We start from the raw sequence: 16,884 nt of genomic DNA on the forward strand, positions 1-16,884 counted from the left end.
TCGCCAGGTGGCGGGCCGCCTCGGCCAAGCCGATATCGCGGTGATAGTGTTTCTGGATATAGAGGAGCGCCTCGTGAACCAGGGGGTGCATCGGGGGTGTCTCGGGAGACGGTATCGGGGAGGGGGGCGGAGCTGATTCTTTCTGTCCCGGCGGGGGTTCTGACCCTCCGAAACCTCCCGAGAGGGCCCGGATCGAGGCTCGTTGCAGGGAGCGACGCAACTCTTCGTCGTCCAGAGGTTTCAGGAGAAAATCTGCCGCTCCCGCCCGCAGGGCCCGCTGGGCAAAATCGATCTGGCCGTGGCCGGTGATGATGATCGCCGCCCGGGGTGTGGTTTCCTCCACCAGGGTGATGCCATCGCCATCGGGAAGCTTGATATCGGTTACGAGAATATCGGGACGAACCCGGGCGATCACCTGGCGCGCCTCGGCTGCCGTAGTAGCCGTGGCCGCCACGGTGCAGTTTACGCTTCTCCAGGAGAACGTTTCCGTCAGCTCCCGCAGCAGGGGAAGCTCATCCTCGACGATCACTACACGAAGCATCACCGGGGAATCCCTATGGTCGCCACCGTGCGAAGGCCCTCCCGGGTGAGGGTGAGGGTCGCTGCGGGTCCGTAGATCACCGCAAGGCGTTGCCGTACATTGTTCAAACCCAGGCCGAGTCCCCCGGACTGGTAGTCTTCCTCTTCCCCGATCGGGCCCGGTCCGGTATCGCTCACGCGGATCTCCAGCACCGAGGGTGTCAGACGGGTCTGGATCGTGATCTCCACGGCCCTGGCCGTTCGCTCCAGACCGTGCATCACGGCGTTCTCCACCAGGGGCTGGATCATCAGTTTGGGGATCCGGATCGACTCCGCCTGGGGGTCGCGATCGAAGGAGACCAGGAGCCGTTCCTGAAAGCGGATCTTCTGTATGTTCAGATAGCGCTGAACCTGATCCAGTGATTCGTCGATACGGACCATACTCTCCGTGTCGGAGAGGGAGAAGCGGAGAATCTTTCCCAGATCGGTGACGATCGACGAGACCGCTCCGGTATCGCCCAGTTTTGCCATAGATTTGATCGAGCCCAGGGTGTTGTAGAGAAAGTGGGGGTGGATCTGGGCCTGGAGGGCTCGCCGTTCGGCCAGCCGGAGGGCCTGCTCCTCCTGGCGGACCCGATGAATCAGGGTGTCGATGGTCTCCACCATGCGGTTATAGTGCAGGGCGAGCTCCTTGAGCTCCGTTCCCGGGATGGGCGGGGCCTCAGCGGGGAGGGGACGGGGTCCCCGGGGATCGCTGGTCATGGCCTGAACGATCAGATCGATGGGACGGCTGATGGAACGGCTGATGCGCAGCGAGACGATTCCCGTGATGATCGTCGTGACTGCCACCAGGAGCAACCCCGTCAGGATGATCTCCCGGAGCGTGGCGAAGTAGGTGGTAAGATCGGTGATGAGAATCACCGAGAGATCGTCGCTACGAAGGTCCTTCCGGTGTACCAGGGTGTGGGGGCCGGCCTGACGGACCGTGGCGTCGCTGAAGACGATCCCCAGCTCGGGATGGGCCGAGAAACTGCTGTGATCCTGGGGGTGGATCAGGTTCAGGCTGCGGAACTGGCTTCGATGGACCAGGAAGAGCTTGCTCGTGGTTCGGGCCTGAAGGGGCGTTTTCAGCGCGTTGTTTCTGATATCGGTGATGAGCGCACCCCCGGGTAAGCGGTGCCAGAGGCTCAGGATGATGAAGGACCCCTCCCGGCCTGCTCCGGGAGCCAGAAAAAGGCGGCTCTGAGGAGGGCTTCCTTCGGGAAGGTAGAGGTCGCGTAACTGCTGGCTGCGCAGGTCATACCGCGAGGGAAAGCGGGTGGAAGAGAAGGTGATCTCCCCGGTGTCGCTGGTGAGGTGGACTTCCACAGCCGAGAGGAACCCCTGGATCGCGTGATAGATCAGTTGATACAGATCGAGTTCCTGTTGCCGCAGGGAATTGCTCTCGTCGGGTGCAAGCGCCCGGCGAAGCACCTCTTCCCGGGTCAGGCGCTCGCCCACGTGGCGAAATCGTTCCAGGGTCTCGTCGATCTCCGCTGCCACCCGGTGGGTATAGGTTCTTCCCAGATTGTCCACATAGCGGGTAACCAGACCGTTTCCCCCCAGAAGCAGGACGAGCCAGACCACCGCCAGCGGCAGGGTTCCCACCAGGGAGTAGGAGAGAAGAAGGCGGTAGAGAATGGGGCCTTCCTTTCGGTGCAGGACCGCCTGGAAGGGCAGGGGGACGTGTTTCATCTCCAGCGGGTTTCCTCTTGGTGCGAAGGGGGCTTGTGAACCGCCGCACCTCTCAAGACGCCTGTTCACCCGGCTCCGGTACGGGGAGGGCGGGCAACATACCGCGTCGGGTACCTCGGGCTCGGGTGGTCTCCCCCGGTGCCCGAGGGGGATCTGGTGGTTCCGGCAGGGTAGCAGAAAAGACGAGCCGGATCAATATTCCCGATCTTCCGTGCCAGGACTCGATTGGAATAGTTCCCTTCCTCCAAGGTCTCCCGTCGGGGGAAGAAGCGCCTGGCAGGGGCGGGGAGGGCATTCGGAGCTGTGGTCATCACCGAAACGGTACGGGCTGTGGTATAATCGCGCTCCTGATATGCGGTGCATCCACGATTGCCGGAACCGGTGGCACAGACATCATCCTCTCTTCCGACAGCCCGCAGACGGAGCCGGATCGGCCGGCAGTCTGGTAGGGGTTCTGGTTTTGCTGCTCCTCCTCTCTCCGGTCCAGGCGCTGGGGGCAACCGAGGCGCCGGTGATCGATGTGCTCTATATGGTTCAGTCGGGCTATCAACCCGACGCGCTCCTGGAGCGGACCCAGGAATACCGCCGGCACAGTCCGAACCGGGTCCGACTCCATTTTGTTGAGTACAAGGATCTCTGGGAGGGGATTCAGCGGGGAATTCACCACGGTGCCTACGACGTGGTCCTCACCGATGTGATCTGGACACACCGTCTGGTCTCCGAGGGGGCGTTGCTTCCCGTTCCTCCCCCCCTGGCCAGGACGATCCGGGAACGGATGGTCCCCCAGGTGGCCAGGACCTTCGAGCTCGAAGGGGAACTCTGGGCTTTTCCTTTCTTTATGGACTTTCAGCTACTCTTTTCGAACAGGATGATCCTGGACGCGGCGGGATTTTCCCATCCTCCGCGATCGCTGGAGGAACTCACCCGAATGGCCCGGGCCATTCGGGACCGGGGGATACTCCCGTACCCGATCTTTTTTTCCCTGGCGCGCGAGGAAATCCTGATGTGCAAGGTCCTGATCTGGACCGGGGCCTTCGGAGGTGATCTGGCCCCCTTTGGCGAGGGAGATCGAATTCGTGTGGATACCCCCGAGGCGGTCCAGGCGGTGAGCTGGCTTCAGGAACTGCTCCGGGAGGGCCTCCTGAATCCCTATTCCCTCGCCTCCGATGAGGTCTTCGCCGCCGAGGTCTTTCTGGCCGAGGATGCCGCCTTCACCACGAACTGGGTCTTTCTCCTGGGGAAAATTCAGGAGAGCGCGGGGCCGGTGGCCAGGGCAGGGGTCCCCTCGGCCATTCCCGTCGCCTCGGCCCGCGCCGGGGAGGGGCCGGGAGGGGGGCAAACCACGGTAAACGGCTTTCAGGGGTTTAGCGTCCTGGCCTCGTCGAACCATCCCGAGGCGGCCTGGGATTACGTGGCCTTCCTCTCGGAGATCGATTTTCACCAGAAAAATCCCTTCGAGCTGGCCCCCTGGAAGGGGGTCTGGGAGGACCGTACCGAGGGTGACCCCTACTTTGCCCTGAAGGTGGAGCAACTTTCGGCCCTGCGGGATCGTCCCTACCACCGGAAGTACCTGGAGATCAGCGAGATCTTCCAGCGCTGGGTCCACCGGGTGCTCCGTCTGGAGATGGATCCTCTCCAGGGACTGGAGGCCGCCCAGGCGGAGATCGAGGAGCTCCTGGAAGGGGTGTCGCCGTGAGGGGCGTCAGGATATCCCATCTCATGATGGCCCTCCTGGTGGGGACCGTGGTCTTTCAGGGGATCGTTTCGCTCTCCCTGATGGCGGTGATTCTCAACGATACCAGCACCCAGTATATGACCAAGCAGAGCCGTCGCTCCCTGGCTGCCCTGGAGGCCTCCCTCGAGGCGGTGATGGAGGAACTTTCCATCAAGGCGGTTCTCATGGGAGGGCAGAAGCGGATCGTCGATTTTTCCCGCTACGGTCTGCTGAATCTTCTCCACCGCGAGCTCGCCGAGGCCCGTCTGACTTCCCGGGTAGATTATCTTTCCGTTGAGGCTGGCCCCAGGGTCTTCGGCGAGAGCAGCAGCGAGGGACTTCCCGACCTTCCCCGGGACCCGGGACGGAAGATTCCCCCGGGACCCGAAGCCTCGCTGGAGCGGGTGGGAGATCTGGTCTTTGCCACGGTACGCACGCCGCTCCTCCACGACGAGGAACCCCTGGGGATCCTGACAGCCAGGATCGTTCTGGATCACGATTTTCTGGCCTCCCTGGAGGGGGTGATCGACGCTCGGGTGGTGCTGGTCTCGGATAACCTGATCATTGCCAGTGGCGAGGGGTGGTCGCCGGATCACCTCGAGGCGCTTCGGAGCGATGCCCGCCAGGGAACACTCCAGGTCGGGCGATGGCGTTCGCGGTATTATCTGGAGACGCTTCCCCTGAGATCGTCGGGCACCATCCCGGGATACCTGGTGAGCGTCACCGATGGATCGAACATCTTTGACCTGGCCACCCGTTATCAGCTGGTGGTGCTGGTGGTGGTGGGCATTACCTCCTGTGTGGCTCTTCTGGTGGGATATCTTCTCTACCGGAACGCCTTCAGACGCCCTCTGGAGGCCCTTCTGGAAGGGGTTCGCCAGGTTGCCCGGGGCAACCTGGCCTTCCGCATCACCACACCGGTGAAGAACGAACTCCTCGACCTGGCCCGGGCGATCAACAGCATGTGCGATGATCTGGTGATCCGGGACGAACAGATCGGTGAATTGAACCGCTATCTCACGCTGATCCTCCAGAGTGTCGCCTCGGGTATCATCGTAACGGACCAGCGGGGGCAGATTACCCAGTGCAACGAGGCCGCCCGGGAGCTCTTTTCCCTTCCCGATCTCGGGAGGGTGCAATATCCTCTGCTGGTGTCGTCCCTGCCCCCACCCGTGGCGGAATTGTTCGCCGAACACCTCGCCGGGATCGAATCGAATCAGCCCGGGGCATCCCGGGAGATCCCCGTCGCGACTCCTCGGGGCGAGCGGCTTCTGGGGGTCCACCTTTCGCGGCTCCTCGAGGAGGAGGGGCGGTGCATCGGTATCGTCATGGTCCTGGACGATCGGACCGAGGTGCGAACGCTTCAGGAAAAGCTGGCCGTTTCAGCCCGTCTGGTGGCTCTGGGGGAGATGACCTCGGGCGTGGCCCACCAGATCCGCAACCCCCTGGGCATCATGAGCGTCTCGGCCCAAATGCTCGCGGAACAGCTGGACCAGAGAGAACTCTCCGATCAGGCCCGGGAACTGTTGCGGGTCATCCTGAGCGAGGTAGCCACCCTGCGCGATCTGGCCGAGCGGTTTCTCACCTTCGGACGGCCCCTCTCGGCCCGGCCGGTCCCGGTGGAGGCGGGGCGACTCCTCGAGGATCTGCGGGCCTCGCTTCCCCGGGAAGCGGCGGTGACGATGGAGATCCCTCCCGATCTCCCCCCGATACTGGTAGACGAGACCCTCTTCTCCCAGGCGCTTTCAAACCTCCTGACCAACAGTTTCGAGGCTCTCCAGGAGGAGGGGGGGGAGGTCTTCCTCGAGGTGGTGCAGGAGTCAGGGGACTTCGCCCTGGTTATTGTGGAAGACACGGGACCGGGGATTCCCCGGGAAATTCTCGAGAAGATCTATAACCCCTTCTTTACAACCAAGGTAAAGGGAAACGGCCTGGGGCTCTCCATCGTCCATCGCTGTCTGGAGGTCCAGGGCATAGCCATGGAGATCGCCTCGGGACCCCGTGGAGGGTGCCGTGTTTCCCTGAGGGTCCCCCTGGCAGGAGGTCGGGGAGATGGGGCGGGAGGAGACGAGGTGTGAAGACGATCTGGGTGATCGATGACGAAGAGAACATGAGGATCGTCCTGGCCATGCTGCTGGAGCAACAGGGGTACCACCCGGTGCTCTTCCCCTCGGGAGACCAGGCCCTGAACGCCCTGAAACGCTCCCGGCGGCCCGACTGCCTTCTTTCGGACCTGCGGATGCCCGGAATGGACGGTCTCGAGCTCCTCTCCCGGGTAAAGGCGGTGGACAAGACGATCCCCTTTGTGGTCCTCACCGGATTCGGTACCATCGAGCTGGCCGTGCAGGCCATCAAGAGCGGAGCCGAGGACTTTCTCACCAAGCCCTTCGAAAAGGACGAGGTGCTGCGCATCCTCGAGCGGGTGCTGCCCCGGTCGGGGGAGGACCCCAGCCGCACCGGGGCCGAACAGTCCCTGATCTTCGAGAGCGGGGCCCTGGAAAACCTGGTGGGTTTGATCGAGAAGCTGGCCCTCTCGCCGGTGCCCGTTCTGATAACCGGCGAGAGCGGCACGGGGAAGGAGGGAATCGCCCGGGCCCTGCACCGGGAGACCCAGCGGCACCGGTCGGGCCAGGAGGGGCCCTTTGTGGCGCTCAACTGCGCGGCGATCCCCCTGACCCTCTTCGAGAGCGAGCTCTTTGGCCACCGCAAGGGGGCCTTCACAGGTGCTCTCGAGGATGCTCCGGGGAAGATCGCCCAGGCCCAGGATGGGACACTCCTGCTCGACGAGATCGGCGATCTCCCGCTCGATGCCCAGACCAAACTGCTCCGGTTCCTCGAGGACTACCGCTACCGTCCGCTGGGGGCGGGCCAGGAACGAACGGCCCGGGTGCGCATCATCTGCGCCACCAACCGCGATCTCCACGCCATGATTGCCGAGGGCACCTTCCGGCAGGACCTCTACTACCGGATCAGCACCTTTGTCCTCACCATTCCCCCCCTGAGGGAGCGCCGGGAAGACATCCTCCCCATCGCGGGATATTTTTTGCGTCGCTTCTCGCGCTCCACCGAGATCCAGAACCTCACCGACGAGGCCCGGGCCAAGCTTCTGGCCTGGGCCTGGCCCGGAAACGTACGGGAATTGCGCAGCGTCATTCAGCGTGCCGTCATTCTCGTTCCCCAGGGCGTGATCCCCGCCACGGCGATCGTCTTCGATCCGGGCACCGCCGCGGGTGAGGAAAATTCAAAGGAAGAGGGCCTCTCGGCCCTGGAGCGCGCCGAGAAACAGACCCTGGAGCAGTTTCTCCGCTCGACCCGGGGAAACGTGAGCAAAACGGCTGAACTGATCGGGGTGAGCCGCAGCACCCTCCGCTACCGTCTGGAAAAGTACGGCCTCACCGGTCGGGAGCGGTGGTGAATTTTCGCCTGCCGGTGGCCATTATTCGCCACTTCACCTTCCTCCGGACCGCATCGAATCATGGCAAGGGCCTGGCGCTGCCAGGAGCAACCCGACTGGAGATCCCGCTCCCTTCACTGTAAGACATTCTTTTAAAAAGAGTTGGATAAATTCCCCCTGCCGCCTCCTGTGGTTTTGCCCGGCATCATCGATCTTTCTGATACTTTGGCACGCTTCTTGCTCTATTAAGACCAACTCCCCGAGGGGGAGATACCAGGTTGTTCAGAAAAGGAGTGGATATGAGCATGCGAAGAATGGTTCGAAAAGCAGGAGTGATCCTGGTGGCTGCCACGGTACTCTGCGCCACGGGAGGTACCCTTTTTGCGGGAGGATCGGGGGAGCGCCGCCCGGCTCAGGAGGAAATCACCTTCACCAGCTGGCGTACCGAGGATATCCAGCGGATGCAGCGGATCAACCGGGTCTTTATGGAGGAGAATCCCGATATTCGGGTGATTTTCTCCCCCGTGAGCGATCAGGAATACGATGCACAGATGCAGGCTGCCATCGGCGCGGGGGTCGGGGCCGAGATCGTCTTCGTTCGTTCCTACGATCCCGGCCGGGTTCTCTACGATTCGGATCTCCTGGAACCCCTGAACCAGCTTCTGCCCCAGCTGGAATCCTTTCCGCCCGCAGCAATCGACGCCTGGGGGACCGAGGAGGGGACGATCTACGCGATTCCCTTTGTGGGAGTCACCCACGGGGTCTATTACAACAAGGGAATATTTCGCAAGCACAACCTCTCGGTACCCCGGACCTGGGACGAGTTTATCCAGGTGAGCAGAACCCTCAAGGAGCAGGGTGAGACGGTCTTTGCCCAGGGAACGCAGGAGGGCTGGCCCCTTTACGAGGTGATCTACTCGGGCCTGGGAGCGAACTTTTACGGTGGTGAGGCGGCCCGACAAAAGCTCCTGAAGGGCGAGATGCGGCTCACGGATCGTCCCTTTGTGCGGGCCTTCGAGAAAGCCCTGGAACTGGAAGAGTTTTTCCCCCGGGACCACTCGGCGATCGACTACGTGAGCATGCAGCAGATGTTCGGAACCGGCAACGCCGCCATGTTCATCGGGGGCTCCTGGGAAATCGGCATCTTTGAGGACCTGGGACTCGGTGATGACCTGGGATGGTTTCCTCCTCCCGTGGAGCGCGTGGGCGATCGCTTGCAGTACTGCTTCCACGTCGACGCCGGCATCGGCCTCTCCCGGGGAAACAGTGGCAACGCGGCGGCCCTGAGCTATCTGGAGTGGGCATCGACGCCGGAGTTCGCCCAGCTGTTCATGAACGAGCTTCCCGGATTCTTTGCCTACACGCCGGGGAACTACGACCTGAACCACCCTGTGGCGTCCAAGATGATCGATGCCGCCCAGGACGCCGACCTCACGGTCCGTACCGTATGGCAGCATCTCTCGGCTCAGGTTCCCAGCGGGAACGAGCTCATGGAAGAAGCCCTGATTCTGATGTACAACAAGGCGATCTCTCCCCAGGAGGCGGCCGCCAAGGTTCAGAACGGTCTCAACAGCTGGTATCCGGCCTTCCGGAACTAAGGAAAGTCTGCACCCTGACGCACTCCTGAAACAGGAGATGACCAGAGGATTCCGAGGGAGCCCCGGGGCTCCCTCGCCGTTCCTCCCGGAGGATTTTTCATGAACCACACCACATCCATACCCGGCACCAGAAGCGTTTGGCCCATGATCGCCCTCTTCACGGTCCCGGCCTTCCTCATCTACGGCCGGTTTTTGCTCTTGCCGATCATTCAGTCGATCGGCGTGAGCTTCTACTCCGGTCCCGGCATGAATCCCAGCGAGTTCGTGGGGTTCGATAACTACCGGAACCTCTTCACGCGGGCACCCTACAATGTACGATTCTGGAACGCCCTGAGAAACAATCTCATCTTTTTCGCCATCGTCATGGTTATCCAGAACGCCTTCGGCTTCTTTATGGCGGTCCTGCTGACCCGGCCGGGGAAGGGGGTCCATACCATGCGAATTCTGAGCTTTCTGCCCACGACGCTCTCGGTAATCGTGGTGGGATTTCTCTTTAATATGATCCTCAACCCGACCTGGGGAATATTTAATGAAATGCTTCGGATTATCGGGCTCGAACAGTTCATTCACCCCTGGCTGGGTGACCCCAAAACCGCCCTGCCCATCGTATCGATCGCCGTAAGCTGGCAGTTCCTGGGGGAATCGATCCTCTTCTATACCGCCGGAATCGATTCGATCAGCCCCGAGATCCTCGAGGCGGGAAAAATCGATGGGGTAAGTTTTTTCCAGGAGATATGGCACCTGATCCTGCCGTCGCTGGTTCCCATCATCGGAATTGTGACAATCATGATCTTCGTGGGCGATTTCACCCAGTTCGATATCGTCTACGCCATGACCACCACCCGGGGGAACCCCGCCTACGGGACCGATATCTTCGGGAGCCTCTTCTATCGGGCCGCCTTCCAGAGCCCATCCCGGGGAGGGTGGGGGCTCGGCATGGGTGCCACGGTGTCGACGATCATGTCGCTCATGGTTTTTCTGGGGGTCTCCTTCTGGCTCTTCATCTTCAACCGCCAGAAGAAACGGTTTTTCCAGGATTAAGGGGGATCGCGATGAATATGGAACGCCTGCGAAAATACCGGGATCGAACGATGCTCTGGGCCTGTCTCGGGGCCTATGGATTCACGATCCTCTACCCGCTGTACCTCATGGTGATCACCTCTCTCAAGAGCACCAGGGAAATCTTCACCGACCCCTTCGGCCTGCCCGAGAGGCTGAACCTCCAGAATTACCTGACTCTCTTCGAGACCTCGCGGTACGACCTCTATTTTATAAACAGTGTAACCGTCACGGCGGTATCGCTCACCCTGATCGTGGTTCTGGCCGCTCACGCCGCCTACATCCTGGCGCGCTACGCCTTCCGGTTCCGCTACGCCCTGTATCTCCTCTTTGTGATGGGGCTGATCCTCCCCATTCGCCTGGGGACGATCAGTCTGCTCCAGACCATGATACGCTACGGAACCTACGATTCGATCGTGAGCCTGATTTTGGTGAACACCGCCATGGGAATTCCCTTCGGGGTCTTCATCCTCACGGACTTTATCAAGATGGTTCCTTCGGAACTGGACAACGCGGCCCGTATCGACGGATGCAGCGAGGCGGGCATCTTTTATCACATCATCAGGCCCCTGCTGAAACCCGCTCTGGCGGCGACAGCGCTGGTGAATCTCATCCCGGTGTGGAACGACTTCTGGTTTCCCCTGATCTTTATCCGTTCTGACGCCCAGCGGACGGTGCCACTTGCAACGGCGCTTCTCTTCGGGCAGTTTCAGACCAACTACGGGCTGGTCTTTGCGGTGCTCACCTGCGCATCCCTGCCGGTGATCTTCTCCTATCTGCTTCTCTCCAGGCACTTTGTGAAGAGTCTTACCCTGGGAGCGGTCAAAGGGTAGGGTTTTTCACCACCTGTCGCCGCGGGGAGTTCGGGACGCCACCCGGACACCCCGCCACGTCGGGGCACCGAGCCGGAGGATCTCGTAGAAAAAATGGGAGCTAAACCAAATATTCAATTTATCTCCAATAACTTCGTATAATGGGGATTCTGTCTACTTGCAGGCCGGGATTGGGGCCAGGTCGTTCCTGCGACCCGTGATCAGGGGACGGCCCTGTCTACCAGGGAGTTCTTCGCCGGAGGAAGCGGAATATCGAGGATAACCCGGGTTCCGCCGCCGCGTTCGATGCGAAGATGACCCTTCAGCTGCTGCGCCAGGGCACGCAGGAGGGACAGGCCGAAGCCCGGCGAGGTCTCCAGATCTACATCGGAGGGCATGGTGATGCCGTCATCGGCCACGACGATCTCGATTACATCCTCCCCTCGACGCGCTTCGAGGGAGATCGTTCCCCCGGCGTCTTCGGGAAAGGCGTGCTTTACGGCGTTGGTGATCAGTTCGTTCACCATGATTCCCAGGTACGAGAGGGTCCGTGCCTCCAGAACGATCTCCTCCAGATCGGCGCGCACCTCGATCCTCCCCGAGGGAACCAGGGTCTCCAAAACCTCCTCGGCCAGGGAAGGCAGGTAGTCTCCCAGCGAAAGTTCCTCGATCGATTCCGATCGGTAGAGTTTGTCGTAGAGAACCGCCATGGTCTGGAGCCTGCTTCCGGCGTCTTCCAGGGCCGAGACCGCCTCGGGGTCCCGCAGCACCCCCGCCTGGAGGGAGAGGAGGCTCATCATCATGGTCATGTTGTTCTTTATGCGGTGGTGGACCTCCTTGAGAAGCATCTCCTTTTCCTGCAGCAGAGCCCGAATACGGCTCTCGTCCTGTTTGCGCCGGGTAATATCACGACAGAAGGCGATGATCGAGGGGGTCGGCTCGTGGAGGCTCGAAAAGGAGAACTCGATGTCAAAGAGCCCCCCCTCCTTCCGGCGGTGTTGCGTCTCGTAGTGGAGGGTTCCCCGCTCCAGGACGGTCTCCAGGAGCTGTCGGGCCCCCTCCTCTCCGTCAGAAGCCAGCGACGCGAGAGTTTCTCCCTCGAGCTCCTCCCGTGAGTAGCCGTGGATGCGACAGAAGGCGTCGTTCAACCGTATCAGGGTTCCTGTGGGGCTGATTACAGCAAAGCCGTCGTCGGTGGTTCGCAGGATCGACCGGAGATAGCGTTCCCGCTCCTCCACGGCCTGACGGGCCCGTTTCCGCTCGGTGATGTCCTGATAGATCGCGACAATTTCCCCCGAGGGCAACCGGTAGACGTAGTTGCTGCGCCATTCCTTCTCCCCCTGGCGAAGAAACTCCTTCTCCGGGTGCGAGGCGGGAACACCCGTGCGCCAGACGGTCCGGAAAATATCGAGGAGACCGAATTCATCGATCCCCGGAAAGACCACCGTGGCCCGTTTCCCGATGACCTCCTCGCGCCGGACCTGGTCCATCTCCTCGCCGCTGCGATTGATATCGAGCAGGATAAAGTCCTGCCCCTCCTCCAGGGCGCGGTACACGGCAACACCGTCGTTACTCCAGGCGAAGAGTTCCCGATACCGGACCTCGCTCTCCTGAAGCGCCTTTTCGAGCTCCTGCTGCTCCGTCACATCCCGACCGGCCCCGATCAGGGCGAAGACCGCTCCTTCCTCGTCGCGCAGTGCCCGGGTGGTCCAGCTGATCCAGCGCCACCCCGAGACGGTCCAGTTTCGTTCCTGGTGGGAGATCTCGTAGGGATCGCGGAGGAGCTCGGAGAACTTCTGCTGTACCATCTCCTGGTCGTCGGGATGAACCTGCGGCAGAAAGCTCTCCCCCTGGAGCGCTCCCAGGGGTTTTCCAAAGATCGCGCAGTAGGCGGGGTTGGCGTACTGGATCTTCCCCGAGGGGTCTGTCTTGACCACCAGATCCTGCTGGTTCTCCACGATCGTCTCGTAGCGGAGCTCCCCGGCGTCCCCAGACCGGGTGCTGTCGACCCGGGAGGGCCTGGGGCGGAAGGTCATCACCAGAGCGTTCAGATCGGGCTCGTGGAGACGATTCACGGCGGTTAACTCGATCCACCGCCAGCTTCCATCCTTGCACAGATAGGGGATCTCCATGGACCGGAGGCCTCCGGGATCGTCGATCAGCTCCTGCAGGGCTCGCTCGCCCGAGAGAATATATTCGGGATGGACCCGCTTCCATAGGGATGTTCCCAGAATATCCTGGGGGCTCCACCCGAAGGTGCGGGTAATGCCGGGCGTAACCGCCCGGCACAGCGCCTGCTCATCCACCAGGGCGATCACGTCATCGATGTGTTCGATCAGACGCAGATCGAGATCTATCCTGTGGTGATCGTCCTGATTCATCGTCTCTGCCTCTTCTCTTCTCCTAGTATAGAAAAAACCACGCTCCGACACCACGTAGTAGGGTAAAGCGGCAGGGATGATCCGCTCGGGACAATTCCCTCGGGAGAGCAATATTTTTGTTGACGCCCCCGGTTTCCAGGGATACAATTGAAGAAATCGTTTGCGCAAACGATTTCTTATTATTTTTTATTGTTCGGGAGTTTTTTGAGATGGCTACGATAAAAGACGTTGCAAACCGGGCAGGGGTTTCCCCCACCACAGTGAGCCATATCATTAACAAAACCCGTCATGTCAGCGACGAGCTCACTTCACGGGTCATGGCCGCTATCGAAGACCTCGACTATCGTCCCTACGGACTGGCGCGAAGTCTCCGCCGTCGCCAGTCGCGCACAGTGGGTGTCCTTGTCCCTGACAACACAAACCCCTATTTCGCTGAAGTAGCACGACTTCTGGAAGATCGATTCTTTGATCAGGGATACAACGTGATCATCTGCAATACCGAGCAGAATCCTCAGAAAGAACTGGCCTATCTACAGCTTCTGATCGACAAAGCCGTGGAGGGAGCTATTTTTGTTTCCACCGGAAACGATCCTGAAGCAATTGAGATGCTCCGCCGCCAGCGGATGGCCTGTGTTCTGGTAGATCGGGATATTCCCGACCTGCCCCTGGATCGAGTGGTCACGGATAACCAGAAGGGAGCCGAGGTAGCCACGGACTATCTCCTTGGTCAGGGACACCGGCGGATACTCTGCATCGCCGGGCCCCAGGGGATCGCCTCCACCGAGGATCGTCTCCGGGGATATCAACGGGCAATGGAGCGGGCTGATCTTCCCCAATTAATTTCCCATGGAGATTTCAGGATCCAAAGCGGTCTGCAAAAGTTCCTCGATCAGTGCGACACAGGAGATCTTCCCTCGGCTGTCTTTGCCTCGAATGATTTGATGGCTCTGGGTGTCCTCCACGGAGCGGCAAAACGGGGAATGCGGGTCCCCCATGATCTCTCGGTTATCGGGTTTGACGATATCCACCTTGCAGAATACGCGGTACCCGCTCTCACCACCCTGCGACAGGAAAAGTCACAGATCGTCGAAGCCGCTACAACCCTGCTACTTGAACGAATAGCCTCGCTACACCGGCACGACCACACCCCGGAGATACAGGCCGATCTCCCGTCGCAATCTCCGGTTCACCATCGCGTACTGGCCCCTACCCTGATTATTCGGGAATCCTCGGGGCCTGCGTCACAGAGGGAGCACGATTACCCGTGAAAAAGACCGCCCTTCTCAACCAACCCCTGTCGAGCCTTATTGCCGAACTGGGCCACACCGATACGGTCCTCGTCGCTGACGCAGGACTTCCCTGTCCCCAGGGCCCTCGAAGAATAGATCTCGCCCTGTGTCCGGGTATCCCCGGGTTCATCGATACCGTCAGAACCATCGTGACCGAAATGCACGTCGAAGAGGCTCTCGTGGCAGAAGAGTTTCTTTCAGCCTCGCCCCATCTCTATCAGGAACTGCTGGCGACGCTCCCGGGAATTCCTGTGAGAACCCTCCCCCACCACGAACTAAAGGCTCTCTCCCCGTCTGTCAAAGGGATGGTGCGAACGGGAGAGTTTTCCCCCTACGCAAACGTGATCCTGCAATCGGGAGTCGTCTTCTGATGAAGAGCTCTTTCAAGAACCACCGGCAGGGTCATCACTTCGGGCTCCTCTGTGCGGTATTATTTCTGGCAGCCCTTTTGTCGCTCCTCTCACCACAGTTCCTCACGACCCGTAACATTCTCAACCTTCTCCTGCAGTCCTCGGTAAACGCCCTCCTGGCCGCAGGAATGACCCTGGTAATCATTACTGGAGGGATCGACCTCTCGGTGGGATCGATTCTCGGACTCACCGCAGTTGTAACGGCCGGAATACTGCAGAGCCCTCTTCCCGTGCCGGGAGCAATCCTGGGAGGTCTGGCTCTTGGCGCAGGGCTGGGCATCGCCAACGGTCTCGTCGTAATAAAAGGGAAGATACCTCCCTTTATTGCAACCCTGGGAATGATGACGCTTTCGCGAGGGCTGGCCCTCAGCCTCTCCGGGGGAAGGCCCGTTACGGGGCTTCCCCGAGAGTTTCTTCTGTTGGCGTCATCATCTGTGCTGGGAATCCCCACTCCGCTGTGGATCGTCGCGGCGGTCTATCTCGCCGGAACGTTCCTCCTGGCGAGAACAAATCTTGGACGCTACATCTATGCCGTTGGTAATAATATGAAAGCCTCCCGTTACGCGGGATGCCCCGTACCAACCACCATAATCACGGCCTATACCCTGTCGGGTATGCTCGCCGCCCTGGCAGGCATGGTTCTTGTTGCTCGACTCGATTCTGCCCAGCCCGTCATGGGCGCCGGCTACGAGTTGAACGCTATCGCAGCCGTTGTTGTTGGGGGCGCAGCCCTCTCGGGAGGGACGGGGAATCTGGGAGGAACGCTCCTGGGTGCGATCATGATGGCCATGATCACCAATGCCATAAATATCCTCAATATTTCCCCCTTCTACGCACAGATCCTTCAGGGCGTCGTTATCCTGGCGGCTCTTTTCGTTCACTCTGCCGGAAAGAGCCCGAGCCGTTCCTGTATTACACGACATTACGGCCCCGGCAGGGGCCAAAAATTTCAAGGAGGAGAAGAGGTATGAAACGAACAGTTCTGTGTATCCTGGTTACGGCCCTCATGGGAGGGCTGGTTCTTCCCGCTGCCGCAGCAGGGCGGGGTGAAAAAGAAGCAGACAGCACAGCCCCCGTTCTGGGACTCTCGGTATCAACCCTGAACAACATGTTCTTCGTCACACTCCGCGACGGAGCTCAGGAGGCTGCCCGGGAACTGGGGGTGCAGTTGCTCGTTGTCGATTCCCAGGACGATCCCACCCGGGAGGCGAGCAATATCCAGGACCTCCTGCAACGCGGAGTATCGGCTTTGCTGATCAACCCCACCGATTCTGATGCAATCGCTCCAAGCGTACACCGGGCGAATCAATCGGGCGTTCCCGTCTTTACCATCGACCGGGGAGCACATGGAGGAACCGTGGTCTCTCATATCGCCAGTGATAACGTGGCCGGAGGGTCCCTGGCAGCAGAATATCTCCTCCAAAAGATCGGAGGAACGGGGGAGATCGCCGAATTGCAGGGTATTCCCGGCACCTCGGCCGCCCGGGACCGGGGAGCGGGCTTCAATTCGGTAGTATCCGGATCAGCACATGTCCGTCTTGTGGCAGCCCAAACGGCCAATTTTAATCGCACCGAGGGCCTCGATGTCTTTCAGAATATTCTGCAGGCCCAGACCAATCTGAAGGGCGTATTCGCCCACAACGACGAGATGATTCTGGGGGCAATTCAGGCAGCCGAGGCAGCAGGACGTGCTCGTGATATGATTTTTGTGGGCTTTGATGCTGTGGAGGACGCCTTGACAGCGGTTGCTGACGGAAAACTCCACGCAACGGTTGCCCAGAAACCTGCAGAGATGGGCCGGCTGGGCGTCATCACTGCCCTGAACTACCTTGCAGGGAAGCCAGTGGAATCTTCTATTCCCGTTGATTTGCAGCTGGTCACCGCCGAAAATGTTGACCATTTCTAGGTAACTGCACCGTCGTAGACGTTTCCCGGCGCACCCCGCCGGGAGATAGCTCCGCCTCCCGGCACAGG

13 protein-coding genes are annotated in these 16,884 nt (G+C 60.5%); 10 read left to right on the forward strand and 3 right to left on the reverse strand.

Going from position 1 to position 16,884, the window contains the following annotated elements:
• Together B071_RS18320 and B071_RS18325 are read right to left on the reverse strand one after the other, a co-directional pair.
• Nucleotides 1–541: response regulator (locus B071_RS18320; RefSeq protein ID WP_018526188.1), on the reverse strand; the 541-nt coding region annotated here is incomplete at its 3' end.
• On the reverse strand, nucleotides 541–2,253 hold the full coding sequence (locus B071_RS18325; RefSeq protein WP_018526189.1) for a sensor histidine kinase: 1,713 nt from the start codon (nucleotides 2,251–2,253) through the stop codon (nucleotides 541–543). The genes B071_RS18320 and B071_RS18325, both read right to left, overlap by 1 nt.
• Before the next feature lie 460 nt (nucleotides 2,254–2,713).
• Here B071_RS18325 and B071_RS0105955 point away from each other — a divergent pair, with 460 nt between their 5' ends.
• From B071_RS0105955 to B071_RS0105980, 6 genes are all read left to right on the forward strand, one after another.
• Nucleotides 2,714–3,949: an extracellular solute-binding protein gene (locus B071_RS0105955; RefSeq protein ID WP_157703050.1), complete on the forward strand. Its 1,236-nt coding sequence runs from the start codon at nucleotides 2,714–2,716 to the stop codon at nucleotides 3,947–3,949.
• On the forward strand, nucleotides 3,946–6,045 hold the full coding sequence (locus B071_RS0105960) for a sensor histidine kinase (protein ID WP_018526192.1): 2,100 nt from the start codon (nucleotides 3,946–3,948) through the stop codon (nucleotides 6,043–6,045). The genes B071_RS0105955 and B071_RS0105960 overlap by 4 nt, the downstream gene beginning before the upstream one ends.
• On the forward strand, nucleotides 6,042–7,382 hold the full coding sequence (locus tag B071_RS16210; RefSeq protein ID WP_018526193.1) for a sigma-54-dependent transcriptional regulator: 1,341 nt from the start codon (nucleotides 6,042–6,044) through the stop codon (nucleotides 7,380–7,382). Before B071_RS0105960 ends, B071_RS16210 begins: the two co-directional genes overlap by 4 nt.
• Before the next feature lie 278 nt (nucleotides 7,383–7,660).
• On the forward strand, nucleotides 7,661–8,959 hold the full coding sequence (locus tag B071_RS0105970) for an ABC transporter substrate-binding protein (protein ID WP_018526194.1): 1,299 nt from the start codon (nucleotides 7,661–7,663) through the stop codon (nucleotides 8,957–8,959).
• 99 nt (nucleotides 8,960–9,058) lie between these two features.
• Nucleotides 9,059–10,000 carry a carbohydrate ABC transporter permease gene (locus B071_RS0105975; protein ID WP_018526195.1) on the forward strand — a complete coding sequence of 314 codons (942 nt, stop codon included), beginning with the start codon at nucleotides 9,059–9,061 and terminating at the stop codon, nucleotides 9,998–10,000.
• 11 nt (nucleotides 10,001–10,011) lie between these two features.
• The gene (locus B071_RS0105980; RefSeq protein WP_018526196.1) at nucleotides 10,012–10,851 is read left to right on the forward strand and encodes a carbohydrate ABC transporter permease; all 840 of its coding nucleotides are present in this window, start codon (nucleotides 10,012–10,014) and stop codon (nucleotides 10,849–10,851) included.
• Between the two features lie 200 nt (nucleotides 10,852–11,051).
• Here B071_RS0105980 and B071_RS0105985 read toward each other — a convergent pair whose 3' ends face one another.
• A complete protein-coding gene (locus B071_RS0105985; protein WP_018526197.1) occupies nucleotides 11,052–13,211 on the reverse strand; it encodes a PAS domain S-box protein in 2,160 nt (719 codons plus the stop codon).
• Between the two features lie 209 nt (nucleotides 13,212–13,420).
• On the opposite strand from B071_RS0105985, the gene B071_RS0105990 reads away from it, so the two are divergent.
• From B071_RS0105990 to B071_RS0106005, 4 genes are read left to right on the forward strand one after another with little or no spacing between them, the layout of a single operon-like run.
• A complete protein-coding gene (locus B071_RS0105990) occupies nucleotides 13,421–14,479 on the forward strand; it encodes a LacI family DNA-binding transcriptional regulator (protein ID WP_018526198.1) in 1,059 nt (352 codons plus the stop codon).
• Nucleotides 14,476–14,871 (forward strand): D-ribose pyranase, encoded by a 396-nt coding sequence (gene rbsD / locus B071_RS0105995; RefSeq protein WP_018526199.1) that lies wholly within the window; start codon nucleotides 14,476–14,478, stop codon nucleotides 14,869–14,871. The genes B071_RS0105990 and rbsD overlap by 4 nt, the downstream gene beginning before the upstream one ends.
• On the forward strand, nucleotides 14,871–15,881 hold the full coding sequence (locus B071_RS16215; protein ID WP_018526200.1) for an ABC transporter permease: 1,011 nt from the start codon (nucleotides 14,871–14,873) through the stop codon (nucleotides 15,879–15,881). The genes rbsD and B071_RS16215 overlap by 1 nt, the downstream gene beginning before the upstream one ends.
• Nucleotides 15,878–16,816: a D-ribose ABC transporter substrate-binding protein gene (locus tag B071_RS0106005; protein ID WP_018526201.1), complete on the forward strand. Its 939-nt coding sequence runs from the start codon at nucleotides 15,878–15,880 to the stop codon at nucleotides 16,814–16,816. The genes B071_RS16215 and B071_RS0106005 overlap by 4 nt, the downstream gene beginning before the upstream one ends.
• Nucleotides 16,817–16,884 lie beyond the last annotated feature (68 nt).

The sequence above is a fragment of the Alkalispirochaeta alkalica DSM 8900 genome (assembly GCF_000373545.1).
GTDB classification, from domain to species: Bacteria; Spirochaetota; Spirochaetia; order DSM-27196; family Alkalispirochaetaceae; genus Alkalispirochaeta; species Alkalispirochaeta alkalica.